The sequence below is a fragment of the Methylobacterium sp. 1973 genome (assembly GCF_040545035.1).
GTDB classification, from domain to species: domain Bacteria; phylum Pseudomonadota; class Alphaproteobacteria; order Rhizobiales; family Beijerinckiaceae; genus Methylobacterium; species Methylobacterium fujisawaense.
Window position 1 is genome coordinate 1 of sequence record NZ_JBEPLA010000017.1, and the last position, 18,933, is coordinate 18,933.

Sequence of the window (18,933 nt, forward strand, 5' to 3'; positions counted from 1 at the left end):
GATCTGCTCTTCGCTGAACCGGCTCTTCTTCATCGTCCGTCTCCTGATCGACGGACTCTAGCTTCAGAATGAGGGCAGACCAGGGGGCAAGGTCAGACCCAACATGGTCGCCCAGACGCGTCTCCCCTTTGCCCGAAACCGGACGCGAGACCGACGCTTGGCGACGAGGGCTCACGAGACCCGGGGTGCTGTCACCGAACGTTACACAGAAGCCCAGCAGGGTCACACCGCAGCTACGTCGCGTGGTGACAAAGCTTCCAGCCGCCCTGACCACTATGCGGCGATGGAGGATCACAGATGCCCGATGAGGCCGAAGTCATCCACGTGGCGTGGGGTGCAAGCAGGGCGGACACCATCCGTGACGCTCTTCGGTCACAGGGCGACGAAGCGCGGGTCATCGCGCTCTCGGGCGACCTAAATTTCGGCCCCATCAATCCGCCGGACCCAGATGTTCAACACGCGTGGCTCAGAGCCGTCCTGCGACCCGATCCCTACGCCGACCAGCGCGAGGCAGAGGAGCCATGGATGGAAGCCACGTCGACCCGCGTGCATCCCGTCTATTGGGTTTGCATGAGCGACGCCACCGAGCACGCCAGTTTCCTCGAATTTGCGTTCCGCATGAATGGCCGCCCCTTCGACATCATCGACGCCACAGCCCTCGACTTCGTCACGCGTGACGGCGTCCGAAGGCCCTGGTCGCTCGGGATCATGCGTCGCGAGGACATCATCGCGTCCCGCCTGAGGGACAGGCGACGTGTCTTCTCTCGCTCCGAGTGCAATGCTGCCGCAGCGAGGTGGGCAGCATTGAGGAGCGAGGATGCACCGCTGCGCATCGTGCGCAATGGCCGCTTGGTATCGGCACCGCTGACACACTACGACGCCGTGCTCATCGCTCAGGCCGCGACAGACTGGGAGGTCGCGGCGAGGGTGATCGGTCGCACCTTGCACCACCTCGCCGTTGAGGTTGATCCGCCGGGTCAGGGCGTCAGCGATATCGTGCTGTTCGGTCGTATCCAGGCCCTCGGGGATGCGGGAAACCTTGAGATCAAAGGACCGGGACCGGGAATGCGCGATTACGAGATCAGGAAGCCCACCGCCAGTTTAACAGCCTGAGGTGTCAGATGAGGGGCGGCTGCCCGGCATCCGCATACCGAGGCTCTTGTAGCGGGTCTGGATGGTAAATTGAGCGGACGTCTCGTTCTGCGCCGCTGATCCTCCAAAGGAGACCGGCGGAAAACCACCCGACCCGGACATTCGTCCGGTCACGCGGATCACGTGCGAACCCCGGGCTCGGCCCGTTCGAGACCGAGCCCCGGTCACGCAACCTCCGCGGCCGATCGAACCTTATCCGGCCGAGACCCGGAGACCGACCATGACCCAATCGCAGAAGCACGCGCTGATCGTCGGGGCCTCGCGGGGCCTGGGGCTCGGCCTCGTCGAGACATTCCTGGCCCGCGGCTGGCGCGTCACCGCCACCCAGCGCAGGCCGTCCCCGGCCCTCGCACGCCTCGGCTCTGAGGCCCTGCGCGTCGAGACCGCCGACATCGACGACGATCCCGGCGTCACCGCCCTGCACGACCGGCTGGCCTCCGAGCGCTTCGACCTGATCTTCGTGGTGGCCGGTGTCGCCACCCTGGCGCACGACCCGGCGCACGCGGTGCCCCGGGATGTCGCCGCGCAGGTCTACCTCACCAACGCGATCAGTCCGATCCGCTTCGCCGAGGCCTTCCTGGATCGCCTCGTCCCTGGCGGCAGCATCGCGCTGATGAGTTCGATCCTCGGCAGCGTCGGCCTGAACGAGACCGGTGGCTGGGAGACCTACCGGGCCAGCAAGGCGGCGCTGAACACCCTGGCGCGCAGCTTCGAGATCCGGCACCGGGCGGAGAACGTCTCCGTGCTGATCCTGCATCCGGGCTGGGTGCGCACCGAGATGGGCGGGGCGGAGGCCGACATCGACGTGGCGACCAGCGTCACAGGCCTCGCCGACGTGATCGGGGCGCAACTCGGCCGGCCGGGCGCCCACTACCTCGACTACCGGGGCGAGACGCTGGCGTGGTGACGCGGTCGTCCTGACGGCCGGTCAGCGGCGCGGGTCGAGGGGGCGGCTGCGCCGCTCGATCACCACGGTCGGGCGGGTGCGGCGCTCGACCACCACGGTGCGGGGTGCCCGGCTCGGGCTCGCATGGGTCAGGATCCGCTCGGGGACGCGCTCCGGCTTGGCCTTCTTGGCCGCCAGGACGTGCGGGCGGACCTCGTCGGCCGGCAGGCCCATCAGGCCGGCGGCGATCTCGACCTGCTGCTCGACATCGTCGGCGAGGTCCTGCGCGGCGGCGACCGCCTCGTTCACCGTCGGCGGCTCGCGGCGGACGCGGATCGGCGGCAGGTCGGCGAAGCTCTTCTGTGTCTTCTTCACGGGGCGACTCGCGGTCTTCATAACTCCGAACATAGCGCCTTCCGCGCGGGTTGTGCAGTGCATCAAAAACGTGTGATGGGCGCCTTGGGCACATGTCTCGCGGATCCGGAACGGAGATGTGACGCGCCCCGGGGCATCCGACGCCTCATCTGCCGGGCATCCGAGCAATCCGGCGGCGGAATCCGGGCCGTCCAGGCCCCTGTACCGCTCGGCGCGGCATAGTGGCGCAGAGGAGCGTCCGGAAGCGTCGCTCCGGCGCGACCGCGCTGACCCGCCCGTCAGCCTGGCAGGGTCGGATTCATGGTAGGATCTGCGCATGAGCGAACCCCTCGATCCCCGGCTGACTCCGGCCCGGCCGCATGTCGCCGATCTCCGCCTGCGGGACCGCGTCACGGCGGCGCGCTACGTCGCCGGTACGCCGCGGCGCGTGACCGCGCCGTCCGCGCCGCTGCGCCGCGAGCCCGATCCCGGCGCGGGGCTCGACACCGAGGCGCTCCTCGGCGACGCGGTCGATCTCTACGACGCGGCCGAGGGCTTCGCCTTCGTGCAGCTCGCCCGCGACGGCTATGTCGGCTACCTGCCCGCTGACAGCCTGGGCCCGGCCGATCCGGAGCCGACGCATCGCGTCACGGCCGTGCGCACCTTCCTCTACCCCGAACCGGACCTGAAACGGCCGGTCCTCGGGCATCTCAGCCTCGGCGCCCGCCTCGTGGCGACCGGTGAGTCGGGCGCGTATCTGGAGACCCGGGGCGGCTATGTGTTCGCCCGGCATTGCGCCCCCGTGGAGAGCCGCGAACCGGATTACGTGGCCACGGCCATGCGGCTGGCCGGGACCCCCTATCTCTGGGGGGGGCGCACCAGTCTCGGGCTCGACTGCTCCGGTCTGGTGCAGCTCTGCCTGGACATGGCGGGGCTGCCCTGCCCCCGCGACGCCGACATGCAGGAGAGGGCTCTCGGGCAGGCATTGCCCCTCGACCTCGCGCGCCTGCGCCGGGGCGATCTCGTGTTCTGGCGCGGCCATGTCGGGCTGATGCGCGATCCCGAGACGCTGATCCACGCCAACGGCCACCACATGGCGGTGGCGGCGGAGCCGCTGGCGGAGGCGGTCGCCCGCATCGAGGCGCACAGCTTCGGCGCCGTGACGGGCATCCGGCGGCTTTAGCCGGCTGTGCCGGCGCCCTGCGCATAGACGAGACGGGTGTCGCTCACGAAAACCGTCTGTCCCCCACCGCGGACGGCGCAGCGGCCCTGCGTGACGCTCTGCGAACGGCGCGGGTCCAATTCCCGCGGCAATCGTGCTACAGAGCGGCTCCGCTTCCCTCTTCCCGCCCGGTTCCTGGGCCAGTCCTGTTGACAGGACCGCCCCGCCCTCGCCACATCCCCCTCATGACCGTCGAAATCGCGACCACCGAGCCCGTTCCGGGCACCGCCGGCAAGCCGCCGCTGGAAATCCTGCTCTGCGCCCCCCGCGGCTTCTGCGCCGGCGTGGTGCGGGCCATCGATGTCGTGGAACGGGCTCTCGCCATCTACGGGCCGCCCGTCTACGTCCGTCACGAGATCGTGCACAACAAGTACGTGGTCGAGAGCCTGAAGCGGAAGGGTGCCGTGTTCGTCCGCGAACTCGACGAGGTGCCGGACGGCGGCGCCCCGGTGATCTTCTCCGCCCATGGCGTGGCGAAGACCGTGCCGGCCAACGCTGATTCGCGCGGGCTCACCACCATCGACGCCACCTGCCCGCTGGTGACCAAGGTCCACCGCGAGGCCGAGATCCATCACAAGCGCGGCCGCCACGTGCTGCTGGTCGGCCATTCCGGGCATCCGGAGGTGGTGGGGACCATGGGCCAGCTGCCCAAGGGCTCGATCACCCTGGTTGAGGATCTCGACCAGATCGCGGCTCTCACCCCGGACAATCCCGACAACCTCGCCTGGGTCACCCAGACGACCCTGTCGGTGGACGACACAAGGCACATCGTCGACGCCTTGAAGAAGAAGTTCCCGACCATCACCGGGCCGCACAAGGACGACATCTGCTACGCCACCACGAATCGCCAGGAGGCGGTGAAGCAGGTGGCCCCGCTGGTGGACGCCCTGATCGTCGTCGGCTCGTCGAACTCCTCGAACTCGCAGCGCCTGCGCGAGGTCGCCGAACGCGTCGGCTGCCCGATCACCCGTCTGGTGCTCCGCGCCGAGGAGATCGACTGGCCGGCCTTCGAGGGCATCCGCAAGCTCGGCCTGACCGCCGGCGCCTCGGCGCCCGAGGTGCTGGTGGAGGAGATCATCGACGCGTTCGCGGCCCGCTACGACGTGATCGTCGACACGGTCTCGACGGTGATCGAGGACATGGTCTTCCCGCTGCCGCGGGAGCTGCGCAGCGAGGCCGCCGAGTAGGCGGTCCAGGCCGACACGCGGGCCTGAGGCTCGGCATGCTCTATGCGGGGGCGCTTCGGCGCCCCTTGCCATGTTGACCTTCCGAAATCAGAGCGCGAACACGTGGCCGTCTACACCGAGGTATCCGACGCGGCGCTCGCCGACTTCCTGTCCGCCTACGCGATCGGCAGCCTGCTCTCCTTCAAGGGCATCGCCGAGGGGGTCGAGAACTCGAATTTCTTCCTGCACACCACCCAGGGCTCCTACATCCTGACCCTCTACGAGAAGCGGGTCCGGGAACAGGACCTGCCGTTCTTCATCGGGCTGATGGAGCACCTCTCGGCCCGCGGCCTCGCCTGCCCGCAGCCCGTGCGGGACCGGGCCGGCCAGGCCCTCGGGCAGCTCTGCGGCCGCCCCGCCGCCATCGTGAGCTTCCTGGAGGGCGTCTCGGTCAAGACGCCGGGCGTCGAGCATTGCCGGGCGCTCGGCCGGGCGCTGGCCGAGCTGCACGCCGCCGGCCGGGACTTCCCGATGGTGCGGGAGAACAACCTCTCGGTCTCCGCATGGCGGCCGCTCTTCGCGCAGGCCGAGGACCAGGCCGATTCGGTCGAGCCCGGTCTCGCGGCGCGCACCCGGTCCGACCTCGCCGTCCTCGAGGCACACTGGCCGCGGAATCTGCCAAGCGGCGTGATCCACGCGGACCTGTTCACCGACAACGTCTTCTTCATCGGCGATGCCCTGTCGGGCCTGATCGACTTCTACTTCGCCTGCACGGACGCCTTCGCGTACGACCTCGCGGTCTGCCTCAACGCGTGGTGCTTCGAGGCCGACGGCACCTTCCACCGGGACATGGCGGCCGGGCTGATCGCCGGCTACGAGGCGGTGCGGCCGCTCGAATCCGCCGAGGTCGCGGCCCTGCCGATCCTGTGCCGGGGCGCCGCGCTCCGCTTCATGCTCACCCGGCTGGTGGACTGGCTGAACGTGCCCCCGGGCGCCCTGGTGAAGCCGAAGGATCCGCGGGAATTCGATCGCCGGCTCACCTTCCACCGGCAGGCCCGGGACGCGTGGGATTACGGGCGGCCGCGCTGAGGGCCCGGTGAGCGCCGACGAGACCGGGCCGGGCGGCAAGGCCGCGGCCGAGCCGAAGCGCGTCACGATCTACACGGACGGCGCCTGCTCGGGGAATCCCGGGCCCGGCGGCTGGGGCGCGATCCTGATCTTCGGCGACACCCGGAAGGAGCTCTCGGGGGGCGAGGCCCACACCACCAACAACCGCATGGAGATCCTGGCGTCGATCGAGGCGCTGGAGGCCCTGAAGCGCCCCTGCCGCGTCGACCTGTTCACGGACTCCCAGTACCTGCGCCAGGGCATCACCAGCTGGATCCACGCCTGGAAGGCCCGGGGCTGGCGCACCGCCGACAAGAAGCCGGTGAAGAACGAGGATCTGTGGCGGCGGATCGACGCCGCCCGTGAGCGGCACGACGTGGCGTGGCACTGGGTGAAGGGCCATGCCGGCGACCCGCTCAACAACCGGGTCGACGCGCTCGCCGTCGCCGCGATGCTGCCGTTCAAGCGCCGCTGAAACCGGATCCGGGTTCAGCGCTCCGCGACCACGACCGCGCCCTCGTTTCCCGCTCGGCGGCCACGGCGGAGCGCCGTGCAGGACGCGCATGGCCGCGTCGGCCACATCGTGCGCGATGACGGAACGACGGTGCACGACCGGCTCCCGCCCGCTGGGCAGACGGCCGGGTCGATCGAGCGCGGGACGATCCCTCCAGCAGGCCGCTCTTCGCCAACCGCTCGTCGAGGGCGATGGCGGGAGCCGGGTTGTCGAACGCCGTCAGATCGTCGATGGCGTCGCGGTCCGGAAAGCGCCTGTCGACGGTGACGCGCCCCCGCCCGAGGCAACCCTCTCGACGCCGGAAGGCTGTCGCATCCTCACGAATGGGGAAGGCTTTGGGGAAGGCTATCGTACGGCCGTCTGGCGGAGAACCGATCAGGCGGCCCCTTCTCAGTCGGTCTCGCCGTCGAGACCCAGCCAGTGGCGGCCGTCGCGAGCCAGGAGTGCGTCGGCTTCCTTCGGGCCGGCACTGCCCGCCGGATAGAAGGTCACCTCTCCCTGCGGCCAGCCCTTGAGCAGCGGATCGACCGCCGCCCAGCCGGCCTCGATGTTGTCGGCGCGCTGGAACAGCGTCGCGTCGCCGGTCATGCAATCGTAGAGCAGCGTCTCGTAGCCGACATTCGGCCGGTCGGCGAAGAAGTCCTTGTAGCGGAAGCCGGACCGGACCCGGCCGATCGCCATCTGCGGCCCCGGTACCTTAACGTTGAATTCGGTGCTGACCCCGTGATCGGGATCGATCTGGATCCGCATCACGGTGGGCGCGAGATCGGCGGTGGGCGTGTCCTCGAACATCTTGAACGGCGCCGGCTTGAACAGCACCGCGATCTCGGTGCGCCGCCCGGTCATGCGCTTGCCGGTGCGGACGTAGAACGGCACCCCGGCCCAGCGCCAGTTCTCGATGTTGAGCTTCAGGGCGATGTAGGTCTCGGTGACCGAGTCCTTCGCCACGTGCGGCTCGTCCCGGTAGGCGGGCACGTCGCGCCCCTCCGAGGTGCCGGCCGTGTACTGGCCGCGCACCGCATCCTCGGGCGGGATCGGCTTCACGGCCTCGGCGAGCTTGGCCTTCTCGGTGCGCACGGCCTCCGCGTCGAAGGAGTTCGGCGGCTCCATGGCGACCATGCAGAGGAGCTGGAACATGTGGTTCGGCACCATGTCGCGCAGCGCCCCGGTCGGCTCGTAGAAGCCGCCGCGCTCCTCGACGCCCACCGTCTCGGCCGCCGTGATCTGGATGCTGTCGATGTATTCCCGCCGCCAGACCGGCTCCAGCAGCCCGTTGGCGAAGCGGAACGCCATGATCGACTGCACGGTCTCCTTACCCAGGAAGTGGTCGATCCGGTAGAACTGGCTCTCGTCGCCCTGTTTGAGGATCCGGGCATTGAGCGCCCGGGCCGATTCGAGATCGGAGCCGAACGGCTTCTCGATCACCACGCGGCGGAAGCCGTCGCCCTCCTGCTTGAGCAGCCCGGCCTGACCGAGCCCGTCCACGATGGTCCCGAAGAAGCGGGCCGCCACCGCGCAGTAGAACACCGCGCTGCCGGTGACCCTCTGCTTCACGGCCGCGTAGGTCTCGGGCTTCTCGAAATCGCCCTTGAGGTAGTGGAGCCGGTCTCGGATGAAGCCCCAGCTCTTCGGGTCGATGTGGTCGGCGTGGAACTCCGAGGTCGGGTCCTTGCTGAACGCCTCCAGGGTCTGGGTGAGGTTGTCGCGGAGGGATTCGTCAGTGCCGTCGTTGTGGTCGATGCCGAGGATCGAGAAGCCTTCGGCCAGGAGCCCCGCGCCCGCGAGATTGTAGAGCGAGGGCATCAGCAGGCGCTTCGTCAGGTCGCCACCGGCCCCGAAGATCACTAGCGTACAGGGCGGTGCCGGCTGCGTGCCGCAGGCTGCCGTATCCTTGAGGGCTGTCGTCGGCTCGGCCATCCCTGACTCCCGTCTGGCTGCAGTGCGGCAAACCGGCCTGACAACCCGCTACGGCGAGGCCCGTTCCGGCGCCTATGGGGCTATGCTGCGCCGGGTCCAGGATCAAGGAACCCCGCATGCATACCCGGTTCCTCGAACCCTGAGCCCACAGCCACGTCTTCCGGGGCGACCGACACCGTCACGCCCTTCGACGCCGCCGGACTCTGGGCCGCTTTGCGACGTCGCGCCGATGCGGAGGGTTGCATCACCGGACGGCCTCGACCGGAAGCCGGCCGCCCGCGCCCGCAAATCCCTACTCGTCGGGGCGCACCGCCTGCCCGCCCCGGTCGATCGGCAGGCTCGGACCCTTCAGCTCGGAATCGCTCGGCAGCGAGCGCACGTCCCACCCGCCGCCGAGGGCGCGGATCAGCGTGACCGCCGCAGTGAAGCGGCTCAGCCGCACCTGGAGGGCGTTGACCTCGTTGTTCACGAGCAGGCTCTGCGCGGTCACCACCGTGGTGAAGTTCTGGGTGCCGGCCCGGTACTCGTTGAGGGTGATCTCCACGGCCTTGCGCGACAGGTCCACGGCGGTGTCCTGCGCCTTCTGCTGCTGGCCGAGGATACGCAGGGCCGCCATCTGGTTCTCGACCTCGGCGAAGGCGGCCAGCACCACCTGCCGGTAGCCGGCCACAGCAGAATCGTAGCCGGCCTCGGCCGAGCGCAGGGCCGCCGTGCGGGCGCCGCCGTCGAACAACACCTCGCTGCCGGAGGCCGCCACAGACCAGACCTGGTTGGCGGCCGAGAGCAGGCCGTTGCGGGTCGCCCCCGAGATGCCGCCCTGGGCCGAGATGGTCACGGTGGGGAAGAAGGCCGCCACCGCTACGCCGATGCGCTCGCTCTGCGCCTGGACGAGGCGCTCGGCCTGGGCCACGTCCGGGCGCCGTTCCAGGAGGTCGCCGGGGATGCCCACCGGCACGCCGGGTGGATTGCGCGGGATTCCGGCCACCGGGATCGACACCTCCGAGGGCGGGCGCCCGATCAGGGTGGCGATGGCGTTGACGTACTGCACGCGGGTCAGGCGCACCGCGATGGCCTGGGCCTCGATGGTCTGGACCTGGGTCTGCGCGGTGATCACGTCGGACCGGGCCGCGACGCCCGCGGCGTACTGGTTCTCGGTGATCGCCAAGGTCTTCTTGAAATTCTCGACGTTCTCCTCGAGCACCTTTTGGAGCGAATCCGCGTAGCGCACCGTCAGGTAGTCGGCGGCGATCTCCGCTTGGATGCTCAAGCGGGTCAGCGCGAGGGTGGCGGCGTCGGATTGCGCCAGGGCCGCCTCGCTCTCGATGGTCCGGCGCGTGCCGCCGAACAGGTCGAGCTCCCAGCTCGCCTGGCCGAGCAGCGCCACGTTGGTGCGTGTGGTGGTGCCGCTGCCGGTCCGGGTGATGCTCGGCGCGCCGATCACCGTCGGATACAGGGCGGCCTGCGCGGAGGCGACGAGGGCCCGGGCCTGCCGGTAATTCGCCACCGCCTGCCGGAGGGACTGGTTGTCGACGTCGACGAGGCGGATCAGCCGGTCGAGATTCGGATCCCGAAAGACCCGCCACCAGTCGCCGCGCTCCACGGCGTCGTTGGGCCGGGCCTCGCGCCAGCCGTTCTTGCGCGCCGCGACATAGGCCGGGCTGTCCTCGCGGACGCCGCCCTGCTTGTAGGCGAAGGGCGTCTCCACAGAGGGCCGGGTGTAGTCGGGGCCAACCACGCAGCCGGCGAGGAGCGGGGCGGCGAGGAGGAGGGATGCGAGGGTGCGGCGCCGGCGATTGGCAGCGGCAGGTTCGCGGCTCAACAATCCGACGGACGCAGCCGTCATGCCTACCCGCGCCCTCATGCTGAGGTGCCGGAGCGCAGCGGTGTCCTCGAAGGACGGCTCCAGCCAGATGCGCGATCCCTGGAACCCTCCTTCGGGGGCCGCTGCTGCGGGCACCTCAGGATGAGGGCGTGGGTTGGACAGATGTTCACACCCGACCGGAGCCGCCGCTGTTTCACGTGAAACCTTAACCATCACTCTCCGGCCGGCAGCGCCGCTTCTCCGCCCCGTCCCGCGCGCCTGCGCCGGTTGAGCACCCTGTGCCGGAGGCGATCGAGGGTGAGGTAGACGACGGGGGTGGTGTAGAGGGTCAGGATCTGGCTCACAATCAACCCGCCGACGATGGCGATGCCGAGCGGGCGGCGCAGCTCCGCGCCCTCGCCGTTGGCCAGGATCAGCGGCACGGCGCCGAGCATGGCCGCCAGCGTCGTCATCATGATCGGCCGGAAGCGCAGGAGACAGGCCTCGCGGATCGCGTCCACGGGATTCGCGCCCCGGGTCCGCTCGGAATCGATCGCCACGTCGATCATCATGATCGCGTTCTTCTTCACGATGCCGATGAGCAGGAACACGGCGATCAGCGCGATGATGGTGAAGTCGGTGCCGGTCACCAGCAGCGCCAGCACGGCGCCGACGCCGGCCGAGGGCAGGGTGGAGAGGATCGTCAGCGGGTGCACGAAGCTCTCGTAGAGGATCCCCAGGACCGCGTAGACCGCCAGGATCGCCGCCAGGATCAGGAGCGGCTGGCGGGAGGCCGAGGCGACGTAGTTCTTGGCCGCGCCGGCATACTCGCCGTGGATCGTGGCCGGGAGCTGCAGGGAGGCCATGGCCCGGTCGATGGCGTCGGTGGCGTCCGACAGGCTCTTGCCCGGCGCGAGGTTGAACGAGATCGTCGTCGCCACGAACAGGCCCTGGTGGCTCACCTGCACGGGGGCGCTGCCGGGCTCGATCCGCGCGAAGGCCGAGAGCGGCACCATCGTCTCCTTGGCGGCCGAGACGGGCGCGCTCGACGAGGCCCCGCCCTTGCTCGCCGCGATGGCGTTGGAGGAGGCGTTGCGGGCCGAGTCGGACGCGATGGCGGCGGCGTTCGAGGCGGTGTCGGCCGTGCTGGTGGCGGAGGCGGCGGCCGCCGCCGCGACGGCGCCCGCGCTGCCCGAGCCGCCCACCGCCCCGGAGCCGGTGGCGGCGCCGGTCGCGGCACTCGCCGACGACCCGCTGCCCGGGCTGCTGGTGCCGGTCGCCGTGTTGATGTTGACGGTCCCGCCCGCCGCCACCGTGCCGGCGACCGCGTTGGTGGTGGCCGAGCCCGGCGCGTTGCCGCCCGAGGTCGAGACGTAGATCTGCTTGAGCGTCTCCGGCGTCTCCAGGTAGCGCGGCGCGATCTCCATCACGACGTGGTACTGGTTCAGCGGATTGTAGATCGTCGAGACCTGACGCTGGCCGAAGGCGTCGTAGAGGGTGTTGTCGATCTTGATCGGCGTGATGCCGTAGCGGAACGCGGTCGCCCGGTCGATCACGACCCGGCTCTCCAGCCCGCCCTCCTGCTGGTCCGAGGTTACGTCCGCGAAGGTCGGATCCTTCTGCAGGGCCGCCACCAGCTTCGGGGCGGCGGCGAACAGCTCCGCGGCAGTGTCGCCTTGAAGGGTGTACTGGTACTGGGCGAAGCTCTGGCGCCCGCCCATCTGCAGGTCCTGGCGCGGGAAGACGTAGAGGCGCGCCCCCGCAACTTGCGCGAGCTTCGGCCGCAGCCGCGCCATGACCGCGGAGATCGGCGCCCGCTCGTTGAGCGGCTTCAGGCCGACGAAGACGTTGGCCGAGTTGGTGCCGCGGCCCCCCGTGAAGCCGACGACGCTTTCCACCGCCGGATCCGCGCCGACGATCGCGGTCGCCTGCTTGAGCTTCTTCTCCATGGACTGGAACGAGATGCGCTGGTCGGCCTGGATGCCGCCCATCATCTGCCCGGTATCCTGCTCGGGGAAGAAGCCCTTCGGGACGATGATGTAGAGGTAGACGTTGAGGCCGACTGTGGCGAGCAGGCTCAGCAGCACGAGCCGCGGATGGGCGAGCGCCACCGCGAGGGTCCGTTCGTAGGCGCCGAGCAGACGCGAGAAGCCGCCTTCCAGCATCCGGATCAGCCAGTTCGGCCGGCCGCCCGCCGGGGGTTCGCCGTTGGGGCCGTGCCCCTCGGCCCGGAGTAGCCGGGCGCACATCATCGGCGTCGTGGTGAGCGAGAGGACCAAAGAGATCAGGATCGACAGCGACAGGGTGACGGAGAATTCCTGGAAGATGCGCCCGACGAGGCCGCCCATCAGCAGGATCGGCAGGAACACCGCGATGAGCGACAGGCTCATCGAGATCACCGTGAAGCCGACCTCCCGGGCGCCGATCAGCGCCGCCTGGAGCCGGGGCTTGCCCTCCTCGATGTGCCGCTGGACGTTCTCCAAGACCACGATGGCGTCGTCGACCACGAAGCCGGTGCCGATGATCAGCGCGGTCAGCGACAGGATGTTGAGCGAGTAGCCGAGCAGGTACATCGCCGAGAAGGTGCCGATGATCGAGATCGGCACGGCGACCGCCGGGACCAGGGTCGCCCGCCAGGAGCGCAGGAAGGCGAAGACCACCAGGATGACGAGGCCGACCGCCACCAGCAGCGTCTCCTCGGTGGCCGAGAGCGAGGCGCGGATCGTGGCGCTGCGGTCACCGGTGAGCTTGATGTCGATGCCGCCCGGCAGCGCCGCGGTGATCTGCGGCAGGGCCTCCTTCACGGCGTTGATGGTCTCGACCACGTTGGCGCCGGGCTGCTTGTAGACGAACAGCAGCACGCCGGGCTTGCCGTTGACGATGCCGAGGTTGCGCTTGTCCTCGACCCCGTCGAGCACCTCCCCCACGTCGGTGAGCTTCACCGCGGCGCCGTTGCGATAGGCCACGATGATGTCGCGGTAATCAGCGGCCTTGCGGCCCTGGTCGTTGGCGTAGAGCTGGTAGCGGCGGTCGCCCGCATCGATCTCGCCCTTGGGCGAGTTGGCGTTGGCCGAGGCCAAAGCCGCCCGGATGCCTTCGAGGCCGATGCCGTAGTTGAACAGGGCCGTGGGATCGAGCTCGACCCGCACCGCCGGCAGGGACGAGCCGCCGATATCGACATTGCCGACACCGGGCAGCTGCGACAGCTTCTGCTGCACCACGGTGGCGGCGGAATCGTAGACCTGCCCGCGGGTGAGCGTCTCCGAGGTCATGCCGAGGATGATGATCGGCGTGTCGGCGGGGTTGAACTTCCGGTAGGTCGGGTTCTGCCGGAGCGAGGCCGGCAGGTCGGCGCGGGCCGCGTTGATGGCGGCCTGGACGTCGCGGGCCGCACCGTCGATGTCGCGGTTCAGGCCGAACAGCAGCACGATCCGGGTGGAGCCGAGGGCGTTCGTCGACGTCATCTCGTTGACGTCGGCGATGGCGCCGAGCCGCCGTTCGAGCGGCGCCGCCACGGTGGTGGCCATGGTCTCGGGCGAGGCGCCGGCCATCTGCGCCTGGACGAGGATGACCGGGAAGTCGATCTGCGGCAGCGGCGCCACCGGCAGCTTCAGGAAGGCGAACACGCCCGCCAGCAGCACGCCGATCGTGAGCAGCGTGGTCGCCACCGGCCGTCGGATGAACGGCTCGGAGATGTTCACGGCAGCGCCTCGCCGGCCGCGAGATCGGGCCCCCGCCGCCCGGAAATCCGCCGCTCCAGCCGGTCGAACGCCAGGTAGATCACCGGCGTCGTGAACAGCGTCAGCACCTGGCTGACGATCAGGCCGCCCGCGATGCAGATGCCGAGCGGCTGGCGCAGCTCCGAGCCCACGCCGGTGCCCAGGATCAGCGGCACCGCGGCGAACAAAGCCGCCAGCGTCGTCATCAGGATCGGCCGGAAGCGCAGGAGGCAGGCCTGGAAGATTGCCTCCCGGGGCTCGAGCCCGTCCTCGCGCTCAGCCTGGAGCGCGAAGTCGATCATCATGATGGCGTTCTTCTTCACGATGCCGATCAGCAGGACGATGCCGATCACCGCGATGATGTCGAGCGACAGGCCGAACAGCATCAGGCCGAGCAGGGCCCCGATCCCCGCCGACGGCAGGGTCGACAGGATGGTGATCGGGTGGATGAAGCTCTCGTAGAGCACGCCGAGCACGATGTAGACGGTGACGATCGCCGCCAGCACGAGGAACAGCTCGTTGCCGAGAGCCGACTGGAAGGCGAAGACCGAGCCCTGCGGCACCACCCGGAACGAGGGCGGCAGGCCGATCTCGGCCTTGACCGTGTCGATCGCCTCGACCGCCTGACCGAGGGCGGCGCCCGGGGCGAGGTTGAACGACACGGTGGTGGCCGGGAACTGGCCGAGATGCGAGATCAGGAGCGGCGCCCGCCGCTCGCTGATCCGCGCCACCGCGGAGAGCGGCACCTGCCCGTTGGTCGCCGTGGAGGAGGGCAGGTAGATCGCGTCGAGGCTGCGCAGGGTCGTGTGCAGCTTCGGATCGGCCTCCAGGATCACCCGGTACTGGTTGGACTGGGTGAAGATCGTCGAGATGATGCGCTGGCCGAAGGCGTCGTAGAGGGCGTTGTCGATCGTGGCCGGGGTGATGCCGTAGCGGCCGGCGGTGGGCCGGTCGATGGTCACGTAGGCGGCGAGCCCCTGGCCCTGGTGGTCGCTCGCCACGTCCGCCACCACGGGCGACTTCGCCAGCGCCGCGGTGAAGCGCGGCACCCAGGTCTCGAAATCGTCGATGTTCGGGCTCTCGAGGATGACTTGGTACTGGGTCGCCGAGACCGCCGTGTCGATGGTCAGGTCCTGGACCGGCTGCATGTACAGCCGCATGCCCGGCTCGTTCGCGACCGCCGCCGAGATCCGCCGGATGATCGCGCTGGCCGAGGCCGTGCGCTCATCCCGGGGCTTCAGGTTGATCAGCATCCGGCCGGAATTGAGCGTGACGTTCTGGCCGTCGACCCCGATGAACGAGGACAGGCTGGCCACGTCCGGGTCCTTGAGGACGATCTCGGCCATGCGCTGCTGGCGCTCGGCCATGGCCGCGTAGGAGACGGACTGGTCCGCCTGGGTGATGCCCTGGATCACGCCCGTGTCCTGCACGGGGAAGAAGCCCTTGGGGATCACCACGAACAGGTAGACGGTGAGCCCCAGCGTGCCGAGCGCCACCAGCAGCGTCAGGCCCTGGTGGTCGAGGACCACCCGGAGGGAGCGTCCGTACGACGCGATGGTGGCGTCGATGGCGCGCCGGCCGAGACGGGAGAGCACGCCCTCCCGGCGGCGGGTCTCGGCCTCGGGCACGTGCTTCAGGAGCCGCGCGCACAGCATCGGCACCAGCGTCAGCGAGACCACCGCCGAGATGATGATGGTGGCCGCCAGCGTGATGGCGAATTCGTGGAACAGCCGCCCGACCACGTCGCCCATGAACAGCAGCGGGATCAGCACCGCGATCAGCGAGACGGTGAGCGAGATGATGGTGAAGCCGATCTCGCGGGAGCCCTTGAGCGCCGCCTCCAGGGGCGAGTCGCCCGCCTCCACGTGGCGGGCGATGTTCTCGATCACCACGATGGCGTCGTCGACCACGAAGCCGGTGGCGATGGTCAGCGCCATCAGCGACAGGTTGTCGAGGGAGAAGCCGTAGAGGTCCATCACCGACAGGGCGCCGATCAGCGACAGGGGCACCGACAGGCTCGGGATCAGGGTCGCCGACAGGCTGCGCAGGAACAGGAAGATCACCAGCACCACCAGGGCGATGGCGAGGCCCAGCTCGAACTGCACGTCCTCCACGGAGGCGCGGATCGTGGTGGTGCGGTCGGTCAGCGGCGCCACCGCCACGGCGGCCGGCAGGCTCGCCTGGAGCTGCGGCAGCAGCGCCTTGATCTTGTCGACGGTGGCGATGACGTTGGCGCCGGGCTGGCGCTGGATGTTGAGGATCACCGCCGGCGTCGCGTCGGCCCAGGCGCCGAGCTTGGTGTTCTCCGGCCCCTCGACCACGTCGGCGACCTCCGAGAGCATCACCGGGGCGCCGTTGCGGTAGGCGATGATCGCCGAATTGTAGGCCTTCGGGTCGCGGATCTGGTCGTTGGCGTTGATCGCGTAGGACTGCGTCGGCCCGTCGATCGTGCCCTTGGGCGTGTTGACGTTGAGGTTGGTGATCGTGGTGCGCAGGTCGTCGATGTTGAGCCCGTAGGCGGCGAGCGCCCGGGCGTTGAACCGCACCCGCACGGCCGGGCGCTGGCCGCCCGAGATGCTCACGAGGCCGACGCCCGCCACCTGGCTGATCTTCTGCGCGAGGCGCGATTCGGCGAGGTCGCGCACCTGGGTGAGCGGCAGGGTCTTCGACGTCAGCGCCAGGGTGAGGACCGGCGCGTCGGCCGGGTTGACCTTGGCGTAGATCGGTGGCGCCGGCAGGTCCGAGGGCAGCAGGTTGCCGGCGGCGTTGATCGCCGCCTGGACCTGCTGCTCGGCGATGTCGAGGGACAGGTCCAGGCTGAACTGCAGGGTGATGACCGAGGCCCCCGCGGAGGATTGCGAGGTCATCTGGTTGAGGTTGGCGAGCTGCCCGAACTGCCGCTCCAGGGGCGCCGTCACCGAGGAGGTCATCACCTCGGGGCTGGCGCCGGGATAGAAGGTCTGGATCTGGATCGTCGGGTAGTCGACGGCCGGCAGCGCCGAGACCGGCAGGTTCAGGTACGACACGCCGCCGACGATCAGGATCGCCAGCATCAGCAGCGTCGTCGCCACCGGGCGCAGGATGAAGAGGCGGGACGGGTTCATGGGCGCGACCCTTCCGCGCCGGACAGCCCGCGCTGCAGGAAGGCTTGAATCGGGGGGCACGGACGTCCCATCCGCGCCCTCATCCTGAGGTGCCGAAGCGCAGCGCAGGCCTCGAAGGAGCCCTCCAGCCGGCCGCGCGATCCCTGGAGCCCTCCTTCGAGGCGGTGTCGCCGCACCTCAGGATGAGGAGGAGACTGGGACTGACCTTCCGGATTCTCCCCGACTCCGCGGAAGGGGGAGGGGAGGCCGCGGGTCCCGCGCGCCAGACCCGTCCTCACTGCGCCTGACGGCGCCGGTGCCGACGACCGCCCTCCGCTGTCCCTTGGGCATCCGCCGCCGCGTCGGTCGGCGCGCCGGACTTCACCTCACCCTTGCCGTCGGGCTTGGCCTCCGCGGCCTTCCCGTCCCCTGCCGCCGCCTGTGCGCCCTCCGTGATCCGCACCGGGGCGCCGTCCTTCAGCCGGTCGGTGCCGTCGGTGACGACCCGATCCCCGGGCTTCAGGCCCGAGACCACCACGGTGTTGGTCCCGTCGGTCTCGCCGGTCTTGATCGGCCGGACCGTGACCTTGTTGTCCCCGTCCATCAGGTAGACGTAGGTGCCGGGCGTGCCCTGGAGCAGGCTCGCATTCGGCACGAGCGCCGCGCCCCGCACCGTGTCGACGGTGAGCTTGGCGTTCACGAACTGGTTCGGGAACAGCTCCTCGTCGCCGTTGTCGAACAGCGCGCGCAGCTTCACCGTGCCGGTGGTCGTGTCGATCTGGTTGTCGACCGTGTCGAGCCGGCCGGCGGCGATCTCGTGGGCGTCGCCGCGGTCGTAGGCCCGCACGGTCAGCTTCGCGCCCGCCCGCACCTGCCGCATCACCCGCGCCACGTCGTCCTCCGGCAGGGTGAAGATCACCGAGATCGGGTGGAGCTGGGTCACCACCACGATCGCCGTGGAGGCGGCCGAGATGTAGTTGCCCTGGTCGACCTGACGCAGGCCGACCCGCCCGTCCACCGGCGACGTGATGTGCGTGTAGGCGATGTTGAGCTTCTGCTGGTCGACCAGCGCCTGATCGGCCGCGACCGTGCCCTCGTTCTGCTTCACCAGGGCGCCCTGGGTGTCGACGTTCTGCTTCGAGATCGAGTCCTGCCGGTTCAGGGTCTGGTAGCGCTGCAGGTCGAGCTTCGAGTTCTGCAGGAGCGCCTGATCGCGGGCGAGCTGGCCCTGGTACTGGGCGAGCAGCGCCTCGTAGGGCCGGGAATCGATCTGCGCGAGTTCGTCGCCGGCCTTCACGGTCTGGCCCTCGCGGAACTTCACCTGGGTGAGATAGCCGCTGATCTGCGACTTCACCGTCACGGTGGCCAGCGGCGTCACCGTGCCGAGGCCCTGGAGCACCACCGGCATGTCGCCGGTCGTGACCGCCGCGACGCCCACCGCCTGCGGCATGTCGGCGCCGCCGTGCCGGCCGCCGCGGCCGCCGCCCTTGTGCGCCGTCGCGGGCTCCGCGCCCTTGTCGGTGCGCGCCTCGTACCAGCGATGACCGATCGCCCCGGCGCCGGCGAGCAGCATCAGGATCACGAGCCAGCGGATCGGCCGGAAGCGCCGCGTCCGGACCTCCCGCGCGGGCGCCTCGCCGGGCTGGTAAGCCCGGGCCGTGTCGGTCCGGATCGGTGAACTCTCGTTCATGCCTGACTAGAGCACATGCCGGTCGCCTGCGCGACCGGCGGCACCCTATCCCTCGCTGTCGAAGCCCCCACTCCGCCTCCGGAACGCCGCGTCCCGAAGACCTGTCCTGAAGCCGCCCTGTCCCTCGGGAACCGACGGCTCCGATCCCGTGTGCGGGAGCATACGCCCATAAAGCTGTCCGGGCCCCGAACGGCTCCTTACCGCGGCGACATGTTCACCTGTTACCGCGGCGACATGTTCACCTGCGGGTTCACCTGCGAGGTCACCTGTCGGTGCACTTACCGGTGCCCGGCCAATGCGCCGTCACTAGGGCGGCGACGTT

The 18,933-nt window shown here is 69.7% G+C and carries 12 protein-coding genes; 6 read left to right on the plus strand and 6 right to left on the minus strand.

From position 1 onward, the window contains the following. Nucleotides 1-297: 297 nt before the first annotated feature. Both ABIC70_RS24735 and ABIC70_RS24740 read left to right on the plus strand, forming a co-directional pair. Nucleotides 298-1,113 carry a DUF3658 domain-containing protein gene (locus ABIC70_RS24735; RefSeq protein ID WP_354441680.1) on the plus strand — a complete coding sequence of 272 codons (816 nt, stop codon included), beginning with the start codon at nt 298-300 and terminating at the stop codon, nt 1,111-1,113. 259 nt (nt 1,114-1,372) lie between these two features. Then, nucleotides 1,373-2,059, plus strand: a complete 687-nt coding sequence (locus ABIC70_RS24740; RefSeq protein ID WP_287089567.1) for an SDR family oxidoreductase — start codon at nt 1,373-1,375, stop codon at nt 2,057-2,059. A gap of 21 nt (nt 2,060-2,080) precedes the next feature. Here ABIC70_RS24740 and ABIC70_RS24745 read toward each other — a convergent pair whose 3' ends face one another. After that, nucleotides 2,081-2,413: a hypothetical protein gene (locus ABIC70_RS24745; protein WP_236952744.1), complete on the minus strand. Its 333-nt coding sequence runs from the start codon at nt 2,411-2,413 to the stop codon at nt 2,081-2,083. 316 nt (nt 2,414-2,729) lie between these two features. Between ABIC70_RS24745 and ABIC70_RS24750 the strand changes: the two genes are divergently transcribed. The 4 genes from ABIC70_RS24750 to rnhA all read left to right on the plus strand — a co-directional run bounded on the left by ABIC70_RS24750 (nt 2,730) and on the right by rnhA (nt 6,362). Beyond that, a complete protein-coding gene (locus ABIC70_RS24750) occupies nt 2,730-3,575 on the plus strand; it encodes a C40 family peptidase (protein ID WP_354441683.1) in 846 nt (281 codons plus the stop codon). A gap of 224 nt (nt 3,576-3,799) precedes the next feature. Continuing rightward, the gene (ispH, locus tag ABIC70_RS24755) at nt 3,800-4,801 is read left to right on the plus strand and encodes a 4-hydroxy-3-methylbut-2-enyl diphosphate reductase (RefSeq protein WP_043346311.1); all 1,002 of its coding nucleotides are present in this window, start codon (nt 3,800-3,802) and stop codon (nt 4,799-4,801) included. 102 nt (nt 4,802-4,903) lie between these two features. Further along, the gene (thrB, locus tag ABIC70_RS24760; protein ID WP_053611322.1) at nt 4,904-5,869 is read left to right on the plus strand and encodes a homoserine kinase; all 966 of its coding nucleotides are present in this window, start codon (nt 4,904-4,906) and stop codon (nt 5,867-5,869) included. Nucleotides 5,870-5,876: 7 nt separating this feature from the next. Continuing rightward, nucleotides 5,877-6,362 (plus strand): ribonuclease HI, encoded by a 486-nt coding sequence (gene rnhA, locus ABIC70_RS24765; RefSeq protein WP_179697439.1) that lies wholly within the window; start codon nt 5,877-5,879, stop codon nt 6,360-6,362. Nucleotides 6,363-6,791: 429 nt separating this feature from the next. On the opposite strand, the gene zwf is transcribed toward rnhA, so the two are convergent. The 5 genes from zwf to ABIC70_RS24790 all read right to left on the minus strand — a co-directional run bounded on the left by zwf (nt 6,792) and on the right by ABIC70_RS24790 (nt 18,611). Next, nucleotides 6,792-8,318: a glucose-6-phosphate dehydrogenase gene (gene zwf / locus ABIC70_RS24770; protein ID WP_043346314.1), complete on the minus strand. Its 1,527-nt coding sequence runs from the start codon at nt 8,316-8,318 to the stop codon at nt 6,792-6,794. 292 nt (nt 8,319-8,610) lie between these two features. Next, the gene (locus tag ABIC70_RS24775; RefSeq protein WP_075381027.1) at nt 8,611-10,137 is read right to left on the minus strand and encodes an efflux transporter outer membrane subunit; all 1,527 of its coding nucleotides are present in this window, start codon (nt 10,135-10,137) and stop codon (nt 8,611-8,613) included. Nucleotides 10,138-10,352: 215 nt separating this feature from the next. Further along, on the minus strand, nt 10,353-13,820 hold the full coding sequence (locus ABIC70_RS24780) for an efflux RND transporter permease subunit (protein WP_354441687.1): 3,468 nt from the start codon (nt 13,818-13,820) through the stop codon (nt 10,353-10,355). Beyond that, nucleotides 13,817-16,942 (minus strand): MdtB/MuxB family multidrug efflux RND transporter permease subunit, encoded by a 3,126-nt coding sequence (locus tag ABIC70_RS24785; RefSeq protein ID WP_182592656.1) that lies wholly within the window; start codon nt 16,940-16,942, stop codon nt 13,817-13,819. The genes ABIC70_RS24780 and ABIC70_RS24785 overlap by 4 nt, the downstream gene beginning before the upstream one ends. 274 nt (nt 16,943-17,216) lie before the next feature. Then, nucleotides 17,217-18,611: an MdtA/MuxA family multidrug efflux RND transporter periplasmic adaptor subunit gene (locus ABIC70_RS24790; protein ID WP_043384823.1), complete on the minus strand. Its 1,395-nt coding sequence runs from the start codon at nt 18,609-18,611 to the stop codon at nt 17,217-17,219. Nucleotides 18,612-18,933: the final 322 nt, after the last annotated feature.